Origin of the sequence: Pollutimonas sp. M17, assembly GCF_025836975.1 — a bacterium.
Lineage (GTDB): Bacteria > Pseudomonadota > Gammaproteobacteria > Burkholderiales > Burkholderiaceae_B.
The window spans coordinates 392,665-407,808 of the sequence record NZ_CP107548.1 but is presented as its reverse complement, the minus strand read 5'-3'; the positions used below and the strand labels follow the sequence as shown (position 1 = coordinate 407,808).

15 protein-coding genes are annotated in these 15,144 nt (G+C 63.2%); 8 read left to right on the top strand and 7 right to left on the bottom strand.

Annotated features, from left to right (window positions below; genetic code table 11):
- The 6 genes from OEG81_RS01915 to apaG form a co-directional block, all read right to left on the bottom strand.
- Complete coding sequence (locus OEG81_RS01915; RefSeq protein ID WP_264131015.1) at positions 1-180, bottom strand: hypothetical protein; 180 nt, start codon at positions 178-180, stop codon at positions 1-3.
- Complete coding sequence (locus tag OEG81_RS01910) at positions 177-1,349, bottom strand: PepSY-associated TM helix domain-containing protein (protein WP_264131014.1); 1,173 nt, start codon at positions 1,347-1,349, stop codon at positions 177-179. Before OEG81_RS01910 ends, OEG81_RS01915 begins: the two co-directional genes overlap by 4 nt.
- A gap of 245 nt (positions 1,350-1,594) precedes the next feature.
- On the bottom strand, positions 1,595-2,437 hold the full coding sequence (locus OEG81_RS01905) for a DsbC family protein (protein WP_317135361.1): 843 nt from the start codon (positions 2,435-2,437) through the stop codon (positions 1,595-1,597).
- 62 nt (positions 2,438-2,499) lie between these two features.
- Complete coding sequence (locus OEG81_RS01900) at positions 2,500-3,669, bottom strand: FAD-dependent monooxygenase (protein ID WP_264131013.1); 1,170 nt, start codon at positions 3,667-3,669, stop codon at positions 2,500-2,502.
- Positions 3,666-4,961 carry a murein transglycosylase A gene (locus OEG81_RS01895; RefSeq protein WP_264131012.1) on the bottom strand — a complete coding sequence of 432 codons (1,296 nt, stop codon included), beginning with the start codon at positions 4,959-4,961 and terminating at the stop codon, positions 3,666-3,668. The genes OEG81_RS01900 and OEG81_RS01895 overlap by 4 nt, the downstream gene beginning before the upstream one ends.
- Before the next feature lie 20 nt (positions 4,962-4,981).
- Positions 4,982-5,356: a Co2+/Mg2+ efflux protein ApaG gene (apaG, locus tag OEG81_RS01890; protein WP_264131011.1), complete on the bottom strand. Its 375-nt coding sequence runs from the start codon at positions 5,354-5,356 to the stop codon at positions 4,982-4,984.
- A gap of 121 nt (positions 5,357-5,477) precedes the next feature.
- On the opposite strand from apaG, the gene rpe reads away from it, so the two are divergent.
- Complete coding sequence (rpe, locus tag OEG81_RS01885; RefSeq protein ID WP_264131010.1) at positions 5,478-6,179, top strand: ribulose-phosphate 3-epimerase; 702 nt, start codon at positions 5,478-5,480, stop codon at positions 6,177-6,179.
- Between the two features lie 60 nt (positions 6,180-6,239).
- Here rpe and OEG81_RS01880 read toward each other — a convergent pair whose 3' ends face one another.
- The gene (locus OEG81_RS01880) at positions 6,240-8,051 is read right to left on the bottom strand and encodes a GGDEF domain-containing protein (protein ID WP_264131009.1); all 1,812 of its coding nucleotides are present in this window, start codon (positions 8,049-8,051) and stop codon (positions 6,240-6,242) included.
- A gap of 223 nt (positions 8,052-8,274) precedes the next feature.
- Here OEG81_RS01880 and OEG81_RS01875 point away from each other — a divergent pair, with 223 nt between their 5' ends.
- The 7 genes from OEG81_RS01875 to OEG81_RS01845 all read left to right on the top strand — a co-directional run bounded on the left by OEG81_RS01875 (position 8,275) and on the right by OEG81_RS01845 (position 15,115).
- Positions 8,275-8,946 carry a phosphoglycolate phosphatase gene (locus OEG81_RS01875; protein WP_264131007.1) on the top strand — a complete coding sequence of 224 codons (672 nt, stop codon included), beginning with the start codon at positions 8,275-8,277 and terminating at the stop codon, positions 8,944-8,946.
- 228 nt (positions 8,947-9,174) lie between these two features.
- The gene (gene trpE / locus OEG81_RS01870; RefSeq protein ID WP_264131006.1) at positions 9,175-10,695 is read left to right on the top strand and encodes an anthranilate synthase component I; all 1,521 of its coding nucleotides are present in this window, start codon (positions 9,175-9,177) and stop codon (positions 10,693-10,695) included.
- Positions 10,696-10,721: 26 nt separating this feature from the next.
- The gene (locus OEG81_RS01865; protein WP_264131005.1) at positions 10,722-11,285 is read left to right on the top strand and encodes an aminodeoxychorismate/anthranilate synthase component II; all 564 of its coding nucleotides are present in this window, start codon (positions 10,722-10,724) and stop codon (positions 11,283-11,285) included.
- 29 nt (positions 11,286-11,314) lie between these two features.
- Entirely contained in the window at positions 11,315-12,346 is a 1,032-nt protein-coding gene (gene trpD, locus OEG81_RS01860; protein WP_264131004.1) for an anthranilate phosphoribosyltransferase, read from the top strand.
- Positions 12,343-13,137 carry an indole-3-glycerol phosphate synthase TrpC gene (trpC, locus tag OEG81_RS01855; RefSeq protein WP_264131003.1) on the top strand — a complete coding sequence of 265 codons (795 nt, stop codon included), beginning with the start codon at positions 12,343-12,345 and terminating at the stop codon, positions 13,135-13,137. The genes trpD and trpC overlap by 4 nt, the downstream gene beginning before the upstream one ends.
- A gap of 29 nt (positions 13,138-13,166) precedes the next feature.
- Positions 13,167-14,657, top strand: coding sequence for a polyphosphate:AMP phosphotransferase (gene pap / locus OEG81_RS01850; RefSeq protein ID WP_412034156.1), 1,491 nt, complete (start codon positions 13,167-13,169; stop codon positions 14,655-14,657).
- The gene (locus OEG81_RS01845; RefSeq protein ID WP_264131001.1) at positions 14,654-15,115 is read left to right on the top strand and encodes an HIT family protein; all 462 of its coding nucleotides are present in this window, start codon (positions 14,654-14,656) and stop codon (positions 15,113-15,115) included. Before pap ends, OEG81_RS01845 begins: the two co-directional genes overlap by 4 nt.
- Positions 15,116-15,144 lie beyond the last annotated feature (29 nt).

Below are 15,144 nucleotides of genomic sequence, written 5' to 3'. Positions count from 1 at the left end.
CTATTTGCGCGGTGCAATCCAGTAGCGTGCGGCAACCAGGATGGGGATGGACAGGCTCAGCCACGACAAGCCATGCCATACGCCCGTTCCCAGCAATGCGGCCAGCAGGCCGAATGCCGTCAACAGCCCCAACAGGCCCGGGACACCCCATACTTTCAGGAATGGCGCGCGGGCGCTCATGACGGGGCTCCCGCTTCCAGCACCGCGACGGGCGAACGCGCCATGGCTGCAATGCGCGCATCGTTGGCGCGGCGCCGGGCCACCCACAGATACAGGCCGCTGGCCAGCACCACGATGGTCAACAGGTCCAGCAGCGTCCAAAGTATTTTCAGGGGCATGCCGCCGTAATCGCCGAAATGCAGGGGCCGCGAGAGCTCGAGCGCCGTCAGGTACCAGGGCGGATGCGCGATCGTCGTCACTTCACCCGTGCCCGCATCGATCAGCACGGGCGTGAACAGGTGCGAGGTCAGCGGCGTCGAGCCCTTGGTCCAGACCATGTAATGATGGGGCGTGGCAAAGCGGTTGCCCGGGAAATTCATGCTGATGACCGTTCGGCCCGGCACCGCCTTGCCCGCCGCGTCGGCGGCGCCCTGGACGGACGATGGCATTGCAGGCGGCTTGTCGTCCTTGTAGGGCGCGATGATCTGCGCGACTTCCGTCGCCTGCCACAAGCCGAACAGCGGAGTCGCCAGTTCATTGATGACGCCGGTCACGCCGACGACGCCGGCCCAGACCAGGGTGACGATGCCCAGAAGATTATGCAGATCCAGCCACTTCAAGCGCCGCGATCTTTCGGCGCGCACTGTCCCGAACGGCAGCTTTTTCATGAAAGGGCCGTAAAGAACCACGCCCGAGACGATCGCCACAACGAACAGCAGCGCCATCAGGCCAAGGAACAGCTCGCCCGGCAGGCCGGTGAACCAGTCCACATGCAGGGCCAGCATCATGCCCATGAAGGTCAGCTTGTCCTGCGACACGGTGCGACCGTCTTTCAGGAGCTCACCCGTGTGCGCGTCGAACTTGATGTAATGGGCCAGATCCGGGTCCGCGTCGTAGGATGGCGCCATGCCCACCAGAACCTGCGGTTCCTCATCGTCCATGAAAACGAAATCGATGACTTCCTTCGGGTACATGGCCCTGGCCTTGTCCACGATAAGGTCCAGGTCGGCCGGCGCCGTCCCCTCCGGAACCGTCGCATAGGGCTTGCCGTCATCCAGCCAATGCTCGATCTCTTCATGGAACACCAGCGGCAAGCCGGTCAGGCAGATGACCAGCAGGAAGACCGTGCAGACCAGGCTGGACCACTTGTGTATCCAGTACCAGGTTTTCAGTTTGGCGGCGGCCGTCATGCCGTGCGGGTCCCGTGGGCCCGTTCTTTACGGCATTGTCCTGTGGAGCGCATGCTTCCTTTCCTTCAATAGATAATAATCCATATAAGAATCATTCTCATTCTAGAATGATAAAAAATGGAAAGTCAATGTCTCCGAGGGAACAAGTTTGTAAAAAATGAATGGACTGGAGCGCGGCCGCAGACTGGGCGCAGGCGCAAAAAAAGCCCTCGCCGCCAGCAGCGACGAGGGCTTGCGCCGCTGAATCAATTTGCGGTTCTGACGCTGTCGAGCTTTTGCTTCAAGGCGTCCAGCGGCAAGGCGCCGTTCACCCTGCTGCCGTCGGCGAAGATAATGGCCGGCGTGCCCTGCACCATGAGCTTCTTGCCCAGCGCCAGCACGGTTTCAACGGGGGTTTCGCAATCGGCCTCGGGCGGCGCCTTGCCCTCCAGCATCCAGTTGCGCCAGGTTGCGGCCTGATCCTTGGCGCACCAGATATTGCGCGCCTTCACGGTGGAATCCGGCGACAGGATGGGAAACAGGAAGGTATATACGGTGATGTTGTCGACGTCTTTCAGCGTCTGGTGCAGGCGCTTGCAGTATCCGCAATTGGGATCTTCGAACACCGCGATCTGCCGGGAGCCATCGCCCTTGACCTGCTTGATGGCCAGATCCAGCGGCAGGGACGAGAACGACACCCTGGAGAGTTCCTCCAGGCGCTCGGCGGTCAGGTCCGTGCGCGACTTGGCATCGATCAGCGAACCCTGCATCAGGTAATCGACATTGCCATCGGTATACAGCAGGTCCATGCCTATCTGCACCTCGAACAGTCCGGGAAACCGCGTGCGCTTCACCACCACGATATCGATTCCCGGGAAACGCTCCTGGAACGACTTGCGCACCGTCTCGGGCGTGGCGAGATCCTTCGTGGAAATCACGCGCGCCGGCGCCGCGCCTTCATTGCCTTCGGTGGACAGCACATTGGCGGGGGCCGCGCGATCGTTGCCTTGAGTGGACAGGACGCGGGACTGGGCCACTGCCGCCCCGCCCATCGACGACATGCCGACCGCAGCAACAATCGCAAGCCAGGCCATGGAACGCAAACGCATAAAGACTCCTGATCAAACTGTTCGATAACGTGAATGACGCGGGCCGCCCCGAAGCACGGCGCCTATCGGGCCGCCGCGCCGATAAGCAGCTGCTTGACGAAGGGCAGCCGGTCGACCCAGTGCATGCCGGCGTTGCGCGCCCAGGCCACCGGCGCCGCCTGGGCGGCAAAAAGGCGATGCAAGCCGTCGGTGGCCGCGCTCATGGCCAGTATGGCTTCGGCGCGCGCGCGCCGGTAGCGGCGCAATACGCGCATATCGCCGACCGGGCGGTAACCTTCCCTGGCGGCCAGTATACGCAATAGCTCCTCGACGTCCGCCAGGCCCAGGTTCAGGCCCTGTCCAGCCAAGGGGTGCACCCGGTGCGCCGCGTCGCCGACCAGCGCGACGCCCGGCGCGATCATCGCGCTTTTTTCAAGGTATAGCGGGAAGCCGAACAAGGGGCTGCGCACGGTCAGCCGGCCCAGCCGCCCGCCGCTGGTCATGGCCAGCCGGGACTCGAGCCGGGCATTGCGCTCGGCCTCGGGCAGCGCCATGAGCTCATTGGCCAGGGCGTCGGGCATGGACCAGACCATGGAGACCTGGTGCCCATCGGCCGTGTCGGGCAGCGGCAGCAAGGCCAGGATGCTGTCGCCGGTGAACCATTGCAGGGCCGCGTTCTGATGCGGCAGTTCGGCGGTCAGGTGAACGACCAGGCCGGTGTCGCCATAGGCGCGCGTATCGTGGCTGATGCCCGCGGCCTCGCGCACCGGAGAACGCGCGCCATCGGCCCCCACGAGCAGGCCCGGCTGAAGCGTGCGGCCGCTATCGGTCAGCACCGCTTTCGATTCCAGGCGCTGGAATTTCTCGGCATGCCATGCAAGGCCGAATACCTGCACCGCCTGCTGCAGGACACGCTCCATCTCGCTGGACTCGACGATCCATGCCAGGGCCGTCTGCGCCGCCTGCCAGGCGTTCAGGTGCAATGCGCCGCCCCCGTCGCCATAGACTTCCATGGCTTCGACCGGCGTGATGCGGCGGGCATCCATCATGTCCCAGACGCCCAAGCCGCACAGGAAAGCCTGGCTGGAGGCCGATATGGCGTACACGCGCGGGCAATAGATGTCGGCGGCGGCCGCCGAAGCCGCCGCGCGCGGGCCCAGCAGCGCCACGTCCGCCCCTGCTCTGGCCAGGCCCAATGCGGCTGAAAGACCGGCGATGCCGGTTCCGCATACCAGAACGGATTCCTTGTTCATCGCGCCGAGGGAGCCCCCGCCTGTTTGGGCCACAACAGCCATGTTTCGCCCTGCTGCTTCATGCGGCCGGCCATGGCGCCGGCCTCGTCGCCGAAGCCCCAGTAAAAGTCCGTGCGCCCCGCGCCCTTGATGGCCGCTCCGGTATCCTGCGCGAAGACCAGTCGCTGCAAAGGCTGGCTGCTTGCGGGGTAGGTGGTGGACAGGAATAGCGGCGCGCCCAGCGGCACAAAGGTGGTGTCGACCGCGACGGAACGCTGGCCGATCAGAGGAATGCCGTAAGCGCCTCTCGGACCCAGTTCGGGATCCGTCACCGCCTCTTCATTGAAAAACACCATGGCCGGATTGGCGTTGAGCAGCTCCTGGACCCGCGAAGGATTCTTCCTGGCCCAGGCCTTGATGTTCTGCATGGACGCTTGCGCCAGCGGCAATTCACCTTTTTTGGCCAGCCACTGGCCTATGGAAACATAAGGCCTGCCGTTATGGTCGGCATAGGCCAGGCGCAGCACGGAGCCGTCGGGCAACAGGGCCCGCCCCGAGCCTTGTATTTGCAGGAAGAACGCCTCGACCGGGTCGCTGGCCCAGACGATGACGGGCGGCTGCCGCGATTCGGAGGCGGCAATCTCGGCGCGGGTGTCATAAGGCACCACCCGTTTCCCCACCAGTTTGCCGCGCACGCGCTTGCCGGCCAGCTCGGGGTATACCGTGCCCAGATCGATGGTCAGCAAGTCGGCAGGGGCCGCATACAAGGGCCATTGGTAGTCACCCTCGCGCTTGCGGGAGGCATGCACCAGGGGTTCGTAGTAGCCGGTAACCGTGTTGCGGGCCGCCTTGCCGGACGCATCCAGCAGATGCCAGGGCTGCAAATGGGTCTGCAGGAATTGCCGCAAGGCGCCGGGACCGGGATTGGCGGCGGCCAATCCGGACTGGACCGCCGCGGCACAGACCGGCTGCCAGGCGCGCGGCGTGGCGCGCGCCTGCTGGGCCAGCGAGCCGGACACGGGCCGCATCAGGCCCTTGCAATTATTGATGAAGGCCTTCCAGACGTGTTCCAGGTCGTCGTTGGCCCACCCCGGCATCGACGCCCAGGACGCCTGCCTGTACTTGCCCGCCAGGGCCCTGGCCGGGGTGTCACGCATGGACTCCAGCGCCGGCACGCGCAGGGGCTGCTCGGCAATGCCCACGGACGGCCCGGCCGGCGACTCTGCGCCCGTCCCTGTTTCGGGGGTCAGCGATACGGTGCTGCATGCCGCCAGCAGGGCCAGCAGGCACGAAGAAAGCAGTATTCGTTTCATAAAGAGTTGCGTAGCGTGGGTTAATGCAAGGTGCGTGGCATGGCCAGGACGAATTCCTGGATGGGAACCTCGAAGGGAACGCCGTTTTCGCCGACGCAATGATAGGTGCCGCGCATGGTGCCCACCGGCGTGGGCAGCGGACAGCCGCTGGTGTATTCGAACGATTCGCCCGGCGCCAGCAGGGGCTGCTGCCCGACGACGCCCAGTCCGCGGACTTCCTGGGTCTGCTGCTTGCCGTCGGTAATGATCCAGTGGCGGCTGATGACCTGGGCGGCATGCTGGCCGTTATTGGTGATGCGCACTGTATAGGCGAACACGAACTGCTGCTCGTTGGGCTCGGACTGGTCCGGCAGGTATTGAGGCGTGACGGTGACCGCGATGTCGTAAGGCTTCATGTGAAGGTTCCAAATTAAATGATTCCGCCGTATTTAAAAGGAAAGTCAGCGCTTACCTGCAATAATGACATATTCGCAGCTTTGCTTCCTGCCCCACTTCGCATCCTGAAAACCCACGACCATGTCCACTACCCCGCTTACCCGTATCGCTCCCAGCCTGCTGGCCGCCGACTTTGCCCGCCTGGGGGAAGAAGTAAAAAATGTCATCGCCGCCGGCGCGGACTGGATTCATTTCGATGTCATGGACAACCACTACGTGCCCAACCTGACCATCGGTCCCATGGTTTGCGAAGCCCTGCGGCCGCATACCGATGCGCCGATCGACGTGCACCTGATGGTCGAGCCGGTCGACGCCATTATCCCGCAATTCGCCAAGGCGGGTGCCAATATTATTACTTTTCACCCGGAAGCCTCGCGCCACCCCGACCGCAGCCTGGCCCTGATCAAGGAACATGGCTGCAAAGCGGGGCTGGTGTTCAATCCGGCCACGTCCCTGGACTGGATGGACTACGTCATGGATAAACTGGATGTCGTCCTGCTGATGTCGGTCAATCCCGGGTTCGGCGGCCAGCGCTTCATACCCGGCACCCTGGCCAAGCTGACGCAGGCGCGGCGCAAGATCGACGCCTGGCTGAACGCGGGCGGCCAGCCCATCGCGCTGGAAGTCGACGGCGGGGTCAAGGTCGACAATATCGCGGCCATACGCGCCGCCGGGGCCGACACCTTCGTGGCCGGCTCGGCCATCTTCAGCCAGCCCGACTACAAAACGGTCATCGATGCACTGCGCGGCGAGATCGCCAAGGGCGAGTCGCTGTCGGCCTGACCCGGCGGCCATGCGCTGTAGTTTGCATGGGCAATGCAGGCGTCGGGCCGTGTTATCGGCTCAATCCCGACCCGGGTCCGGAGCGGCTTGCGCGGCAACACCGCAGGCGCCCCGCGGCAGCGCACGGCGTTCGACGAACAGGGAATTGCCGGGAATCTTCTTGGCTTCCGACTTTGCCTGGGCGGCGAATTCGGCAATCTGGTGGCTGGAGTAAGGCAAGGCCGCATCCACCTGCACCACACCCATGGAAAAACTGACCAGCGGGTGGAATACCTCGACCCCCTGGCGGTTCTCCGTCACGTAGCCGCCCGCGGCCAGATGCTCGGGCTTGTACAAACGAGAGGTGGAAGGGGCGAACTGGTTCAGCAGCCTCCCGCAGCGCTCGCGCCAGTCGGGGCTCTTGAAGACAACGATGAAATCGTCGCCGCCGATATGGCCCACGAAATCCAGGTTCGGATCGGCATGCTCGCGCAGCAGTCCGGCGGTGATCTGTATGACCTCGTCGCCCTTGCGGTAGCTGTATAGGTCATTGAAGGGCTTGAAATGGTCCAGGTCGCCGTAACAGACGGCAAAAGGCTCTTCGCCCAGCAGCAGCGCCTCGATATGCTCGTCGATGGGAACATTGCCGGGCAGTTGGGTCAGCGGGTTGGCGTAGCGCGCCGCATGGATCTGCATCTGCGTGATTTCGCGTATCAGGTCGAAGCCTGTGCCCACGCCAATGAACTGGCCGCCCTCGGTAATGATGAAACCGTCCGAAAGATGATGCGGATCCGCTTCGGTAATCAGATTCCCCAGGTCCTGCAGGCTGGTCTTGTGGTCGACGATGAGCGGCGCATTCTCGATGAAAAGGGCGCAGGGCTTGTTTCCGTATAGTTCCCGATGGTAGGGCCGGGCCAGCTTGTCCAGCATGCGCAGGCGCTGTATGAGCCCTATGGGAACGCCGTCGCGCAGCACCGCCAGCACATTCAGGTCGGCCTGTTTCTGGAAGATATCGTAGACATCGTTGGTGGCGGTGGAGTCCGCGACCGCGGGCACTGTACGCAAGATCTTGCGTACGGTTGCCACGCTTCTGTAAGCTTCATTCATGGGGGGCCGCTTCGGGTTGGGGCCCTTGCCGAACAGCCGCAGGGTTTCAGGCGGCAATACCGCAACCGGAGGCATGGCCGGCCTGGCCAGCAGATAGCCCTGGCCGTACTGGATGCCCAGGCTGCGTATCGCCTGAAGTTCCGCTTCGGTTTCGATGCCTTCGGCAATGACGCTGGACTTCGATTGCTGGGCGATCTCGGAAATGGATCGTACAAACTGACGCTTGACCGCGTCCTTGTCGATACCCTGAACAAAATACTTGTCGATCTTGACGTACTCGGGGCGCAGCTCCGACCAGAGCCGCAGGCTGGAGAACCCTTCGCCAAGATCGTCGATGGCGATCTGCAACCCGAAACCCCGGTAGTCCGAGGCCGCTTGCCTCAGCAGGGGATAATTCGACGTGGAATCGGACTCGGTCAGTTCGATCACGATATTTTCAGGCGCCATCCCGGCCAGGGCCGGCGTCAGCAAGGAAGCGCCCGACTCGATGGCCGGCATCAGAAGGACGTCGGGGCTCATGTTCAGGAAAAGCTTGCCGGACAAGCCCATCTGCACGAACTTTTCGATGTGGACCTTGCGGCACAAGCGCTCCAGCTCCGCGGTTTCGCCGCACAGGCGCGCAACATTGAACAAGGTCGCGGGCACATGCAATGGAGAGTCGGAAGGGCCGCGTATCAGCCCTTCGTAGCCGATGATCGCGCCGGACTGCACGTCGACGATGGGCTGGTACAAAGGCGTCAACGCCACTTCCTTCAATACCTTGCGAAAGCTAGCCAGCATTTTCATATTTTCGCCATACGTCGACCCACTGTGCCTGCCGGGCACTTTATCCCGCATCGATACCATCTTCATTTGCGTCGAACAACCCATAAAAATCCGACACAGCGACAATACGAGCCGGCCATGGCAATCTAGCATCCGCATGTTACACGCAGGTGTCGGCCGCCGGCCCGCCCCCGCCAGCCTCTACAATCGCGGATTCAAGTCTTCGCACCTATCAGGAAAACACATGCCTTTCTCCGCCGTTCTGCTGGACCTCGATGGCACCCTGCTCGACACCATTCCCGACCTGGCCAGCGCCGCCAATGCCATGCGGCTGGAGCTGGGCCTGCCGGCGCTTGCGCAGGAAACCATTGCCACCTACGTGGGCAAAGGCACGGAAAACCTGGTCATGCGGGCATTGTCCAACAACGGGACCGGCACGCCGCCCTCCGAAGAAGAGCTGCGGCACGGCCTGGGCATCTTCGAGCGCCACTATCATGCACGCAACGGCCAGGAGGCAACCCTGTATCCGGGCGTCCTCGAGGGCCTGCAGGCCTTCAGCCGCGCTGGCGTGAAAATGGCCGTCGTCACCAACAAGCCCACCGAGTTCACCCATCCCCTGCTTGCACGCTTCGGCATAGACCAGTACATGGACCATGTGGTGTGCGGCGATACCTGCGAACGGAAAAAGCCCCATCCCATGCCCCTGCTCCATGCCTGCGGCCTGCTGGGCGTCAGCCCGCAGGAAGCGCTGGCCATAGGCGATTCCGTGAACGACGCGCTCGCCGCCCGCGCAGCGCAAATACCGGTGCTGGCCGTGCCTTATGGCTACAATGAAGGAATGGACGTGCGTACTCTTGAAGTCGATGATATAGTTACGTCCATCGCCGAAGCAGCCGAATGGGCCGCACGGCACTGAAACCGAATAAAACCCCATGACCGCTACCCTTTATTACTGCACCACGCCCCGCGCCTACTGGCGCTGGTGGCGTTTGTGTTCTGGGTAGCGGTAATCCTCTCCCGGCGCCAAAGACCTCGTCTTTCCGTGCCGCCAGCATTACCAGAAAAGCGCAACCCGGAACCAGAAAGTGGCCGGGTTTTTTTGATTCTGTCCCGGCCTGTATGCAAACATCACACAGAGACCACTATGACAGAGATCGAATTCAACGCCCTGGCGGCGCAAGGCTACAACCGCATTCCCCTGATTGCGGAAACCTACGCCGACCTGGACACGCCCCTGGCCATTTACCTGAAGCTGGCGCACAGCGGCCCCGAAGGCGGGCGCAACAGCTGCCTGCTGGAATCGGTGGTGGGCGGCGAGCGCTTCGGGCGGTATTCCTTCATTGGCCTGCCGGCCAAGACCGTCATCCGTTCCAGCGGCACCACGACCGAAGTGCTGCATCAGGGCAAGGTGGTGGAGCGCCACGAAGGCGACCCCCTGAGCTTCATCGAAACCTACCAGCAGCGCTTCAAGGTTGCCTTGCGGCCCGGCATGCCCCGCTTTGCGGGCGGCCTGGCGGGCTACTTCGGCTACGACACCGTGCGCCACATCGAGCCGCGCCTTGGCCCCGCCGTAAAGCCCTTTCCCGCTGGACAGGACGGCGGCACGCCCGACATCATGCTCTTGCAGGTCGACGAGCTGGTCATCGTGGACAACCTGGCGGGGCGCACCTATCTGGTCGTCTATGCCGATCCGAACCAGGCCGAAGCGTTTGCGCTGGCCAGGCGCCGGCTGAAGGAATTGCGCGAGAAGCTGCGCACTCCCGTGGTCATCCCCTACGCCTACGCCAGCATGCAGACCGAAAGCCGGCGCGATTTCGACAAGAAAGACTATATAGACGCGGTCCTGAAGGCCAAGGAATACATTGCCGCGGGCGACCTGATGCAGGTGCAGATAGGCCAGGTCATCGCCAAGCCCTTCCGCGATTCCCCGCTGTCGCTGTACCGGTCGCTGCGCTCGCTGAATCCCTCGCCCTATATGTACTACTGGAACTTCGACAACTTCCAGGTGGTGGGCTCGTCACCGGAAATCCTGGTTCGCCAGGAAATCGCCGGCGAGTCCGATCGCAACAAGACCATGGTGACGATACGTCCGCTGGCCGGCACCCGCAAGCGCGGCGCCACGCCGGAGGAGGATGCCCGCCTGGCCGAGGAACTGATCGCCGACCCCAAGGAGCGCGCCGAGCACGTCATGCTGATCGACCTGGCGCGCAACGACGTTGGCCGCGTCGCCAAGACCGGTTCGGTCAAGGTTACCGACACCATGACGATAGAGCGCTATTCGCATGTCATGCACCTGGTCTCCAACGTGACCGGCGAACTGCACGAGAACATGAGCAATATGGATGTGCTGCGCGCCGCCTTCCCGGCGGGCACCCTGACCGGAGCGCCCAAAGTGCGCGCCATGGAAATCATCGACGAACTCGAGCCCGTGCGCCGCGGCATCTACGGCGGGGCCGCCGGCTACCTGAGCTACGGCGGCGAAATGGACGTGGCCATCGCCATACGCACCGGCATCGTGAAGGACGGCATGTTGTACGTGCAGGCGGCCGCCGGCATCGTGGCCGACTCGGATCCCGAAAAGGAATGGCAGGAAACCGAGGCCAAGGCGCGCGCCGTGCTGCGCGCCGCCGAGCAGGTGCAGTACGGCCTGGACGAACCCATTTAACGAAGCATCGACTTCAGGAGAAACACATGTTATTGATGCTTGATAATTACGATTCATTCACCTATAACCTCGTCCAGTATTTCGGCGAGCTGGGCGAAGACGTGCGCGTAGTGCGCAACGACCAGATCACCGTGGCCGATATCGCCGCCATGAAACCCGAACGCATCTGCGTCTCGCCCGGCCCCTGCTCGCCGGCCGAAGCGGGCATATCCATCGAGCTGATACGGCATTTTGCCGGCAAGCTGCCCATATTGGGCGTGTGCCTGGGTCACCAGGCCATAGGCGCCGCCTTTGGCGGCGACATCGTGCGCGCCAGGCAGATCATGCACGGCAAGGTCTCGAACATCACGCACGCCGGCACCGATGTGTTCAAGGGGCTGCCTTCGCCGTACGCGGTGACGCGCTATCATTCGCTGGCCATCCAGCGCGACACCCTGCCCGACTGCCTGGACGTCACGGCCCAGACCGACGATGGGGAAATCATGGGGGTGCGCCACACGTCCATGCCCGTGTATGGTGTCCAGTTCCATCCCGAATCCGTGCTCAGCGAACATGGCCACGCCTTGCTGAAGAACTTCCTGGAAATCTGACGGCTTTATGCCCCCACTGGAATAAGAACATGACGATCACACCTACCGAAGCCCTGTCGCGCTGCATCGAACATCGCGAGATATTCCACGACGAAATGCTGCACCTGATGCGCATGCTGATGCGCGGCGAAATGACGCCGCAGATCGCCAGCGCGCTGATCATGGGCCTGCGTGTCAAGAAGGAAACCGTGGGCGAAATCACCGCGGCGGCCCAGGTCATGCGCGAGTTCGCCCTGCCCGTGAAGACGTCCGACCCCGGGGAACTCCTGGACATGTGCGGAACCGGGGGCGACGGCTCGAATACCTTCAACATTTCAACCGCGTCCATGTTCGTCGCGGCATCGCAAGGCGTAAAGATCGCCAAGCATGGCGGCCGCAGCGCCTCGTCCTCGTCCGGCAGCGCCGACGTGCTCGAAGCGCTGGGCGCCAACATTGCGCTCAATCCCGAACAGGTTTCCGAAAGCATAGAGCGCACGGGCATAGGCTTCATGTTCGCGCCCGCCCACCACGGCGCCATGAAGAACGTCGCCGCCGTTCGCAAGGAACTGGGCGTGCGCACCATCTTCAACATACTGGGCCCCTTGACCAACCCGGCCAATGCCGCCAATCAGCTGATGGGCGTATTCCATGCCGATCTGGTGGGCATACAGGTGCGCGTGCTGGAATTGCTGGGCTCCAGGCACGTGCTCATCGTCCATGGCAAGGACGGCATGGACGAAGCCTCGCTGGGCGCCGCCACCCTGGTCGGCGAGCTGAAGGACGGCAAGATCCGCGAATACGAAATCCATCCCGAAGACTACGGCATGACCATGATGTCGAACCGGTCCATCAAGGTCGAGAACCGCGACGAATCGGCCCGCATGGTGCTGGAAGCGCTGGATAACGTCAGCGGACCCGCTCGTGATATCGTAGGGCTTAACGCCGGCCTGGCCATCTATGCGGGCAACAAGGCGGAGTCCATCGAGCAGGGCCTGAAAATGGCCTTCGACGCGCTGGCCAGCGGCGCCGCCCGAGCCAAGCTGGATGAATTCTGCACCTATACACGGACGCTGAAAGCATGAACGATATTCTTGCCAAAATCCTTGAAACAAAAAAAGCGGAAGTCGCCACGGCAAGGCAAATGCGCAGCGAATCAGACATGCTGCGCGAAGCCAAAAGCCGCAAGGATCTGCGCGGCTTCGCCCGGGCCCTCGAAGAAAAAATCGCCCAGGGAAAGCCCGCCGTCATTGCCGAGATAAAAAAGGCATCGCCCTCCAAGGGAGTCATCCGCGAGAACTTCAATCCCGTCGAGATCGCCTCGTCGTATGCCGCGCATGGCGCCGCCTGCCTGTCCGTGCTGACCGACGTGAAGTTCTTCCAGGGATCCTACGACTACCTGCGGCAGGCCCGGGCCGCGTGCAGCCTTCCCGTGCTGCGCAAGGACTTCATGATCGATCCCTACCAGATCGTTCATGCCCGGGCGCTGGGCGCCGACTGCATCCTGCTGATCGTGGCCGCCCTGTCGCCCCAGCAACTGCGCGAGTATGAAGAGGTCGCCACCGAGCTGGGCATGGACGTCCTGGTCGAGGTCCATGACCGCGGCGAGCTGGACATCGCCCTGCAATTGAACACATCGCTCATCGGCATCAACAACCGCAACCTGCGCAACTTCGAGACGTCACTGCAGAATACGCTGGATCTGCTGCCCGCCATTCCCGAAGGCAAGCGCATCGTCACCGAAAGCGGCATCCTGGCTCCGCAAGACGTCAAGCTCATGCGCGATCACGAGGTCCATGCCTTCCTGGTGGGCGAAGCCTTCATGCGCGCGCCCGAGCCGGGCGCGGCGCTGCACGAACTGTTTTTCAGCGCCTGACTTCCTGTATCAGGCCCGGCATGGACTCCCTGTTTTCCGTCGCCGAATTGGATCCGGTCTTCGGCCGCGAGAAAGCCGGGGCCGCCGAAGCGCGATTGCGCACCGCCTTGCTCAAGGCGCAGTACGCACGCCTGGCGAAGGCGCAGCGGTCCTTGCTGATCGTCATCGCGGGCATCGACGGGGTGGGCAAGGGCGCGTCCATCAGCCTGCTGAACGAATGGATGGATGCCCGCCACGTACGCACCCTGGCGTTCGGCGAACCCACGCAGGAAGAACAATCCCATCCTTTTCTGTGGCGCTACTGGCGCAATCTGCCCGCCAAGGGCAAGACGGGCATCGTATTCGGCTCGTGGTACCGGCCCTTGCTGGCCGAGGCCGCCCGGAAGCATCCCGATCAGGAAAAGATCCGCTCGATGGCGCGCGCAATACGCGAGTTCGAAAGCACGCTTTCGGACAATGGGGTGCAGATCGTCAAGCTGTGGTATCACTTGTCCAAGAAGGCGCAAAAGCGCCGAACCGTCGAACTGCTGTCGAATCCCGACACGGCGTGGCAGGTCCGGCCCGAGGACGTCAAGGCCGGAAAAAAATTCGAGCGTCTGCGCGACGCCGCCGCGCTGGCGATATCGATGACCGACGGCGAACATGCCCCATGGCGCGTCATCCCCGCCGCCGATCCGGACATGCGCACAATCTGCACCGGACGGGCCGTGCTGGCCGCCTTGCGCGAAGGAAGCCGCAAGCCTTCCAGCCACCCCTCGGACACACGCATCGTCGCCGGGGCGGCCCAAGCGCCGCCCACGCTGCAGGCACTGGACTATACGGCGAAGCTGGCCGACGACGAATACGACAGGCAGCTGGCGGAGTGGCAGCGCCGCCTGGCCCGCCTGGCGCAGCATGGCAAGTTCCAGGACACCGCGGTGGTGCTGGTCTTCGAGGGCCAGGATGCCGCCGGCAAGGGCGGCACCATACGCCGCATCACCCATGCGCTGGATGCCCGCCAGTTCCGCGCCATTCCCATTTCCGCCCCCACCGGCGATGAGCTTGCCCATCCCTATTTGTGGCGCTTCTGGCGCGACCTTCCCCGCCCCGGAAACATCGCCATCTTCGACAGGTCCTGGTATGGGCGAGTCCTGGTCGAACGCGTGGAAAGATATGCCTCCGCCACCGAATGGCGGCGCGCCTATCGGGAGATCAACCAGTTCGAGTCGCAACTGCTGGACAGCGGCGCCGTGGTGCTGAAGTTCTGGCTGGCGGTCACCAAAGACGAGCAATTGAAGCGCTTTCGCGAGCGCGAGGAATCGCCGTTCAAGTCCTTCAAGATCACGCCGGACGACTGGCGCAACCGCAGGAAATGGGATGCCTACGTCCAGGCGGCCAACGAGATGTTCCAGCACACCAGCACCCCCGATTGCCCCTGGCATCTGGTGCCGTCTGACGACAAGCGTCATGCGCGCATCGCGGTTCTGGAATGCATCGTCAAAGCGCTGGAGCACATCCGGAATGGAAAGAAGAAATCATGAAGAAAGCCGATGACTGCCCTTTATGCCTGACCGCCGGCGGCCAGGTGCTCTGGGCCGGCGCGCTCCTTCGGGTCATTGCGGTCGACGACCCGCTGCACCCCGGCTACACGCGCGTAATCTGGCAGGAACACCTGGCCGAAATGACCCAATTGCCGGCGGCCGCCCGGCATGCGCTCATGGAGGCGGTGTGGCGGGTGGAACAGACCCAGCGCGATGTCCTGCAAGCCGACAAGATCAATCTGGCGCAATTCGGCAACATGGTGCCGCACCTGCACTGGCACGTGATCCCGCGCTGGGCGGGCGACAGCCACTTTCCGGAAGCCATCTGGGCGCCGGCCCCGCGGCGCTCCCCCGAGCAGTTGGCCGCTTGGCAGGCGCAAAAGGCCCTCATCCAGGCGCGCCTGCCGCACTATCACGCCGCGCTGCGGGCTGCCTTTGCCCAAGACGTTGCACATTAACAACCTAGGGCTTACCCCAATCCAGGTAA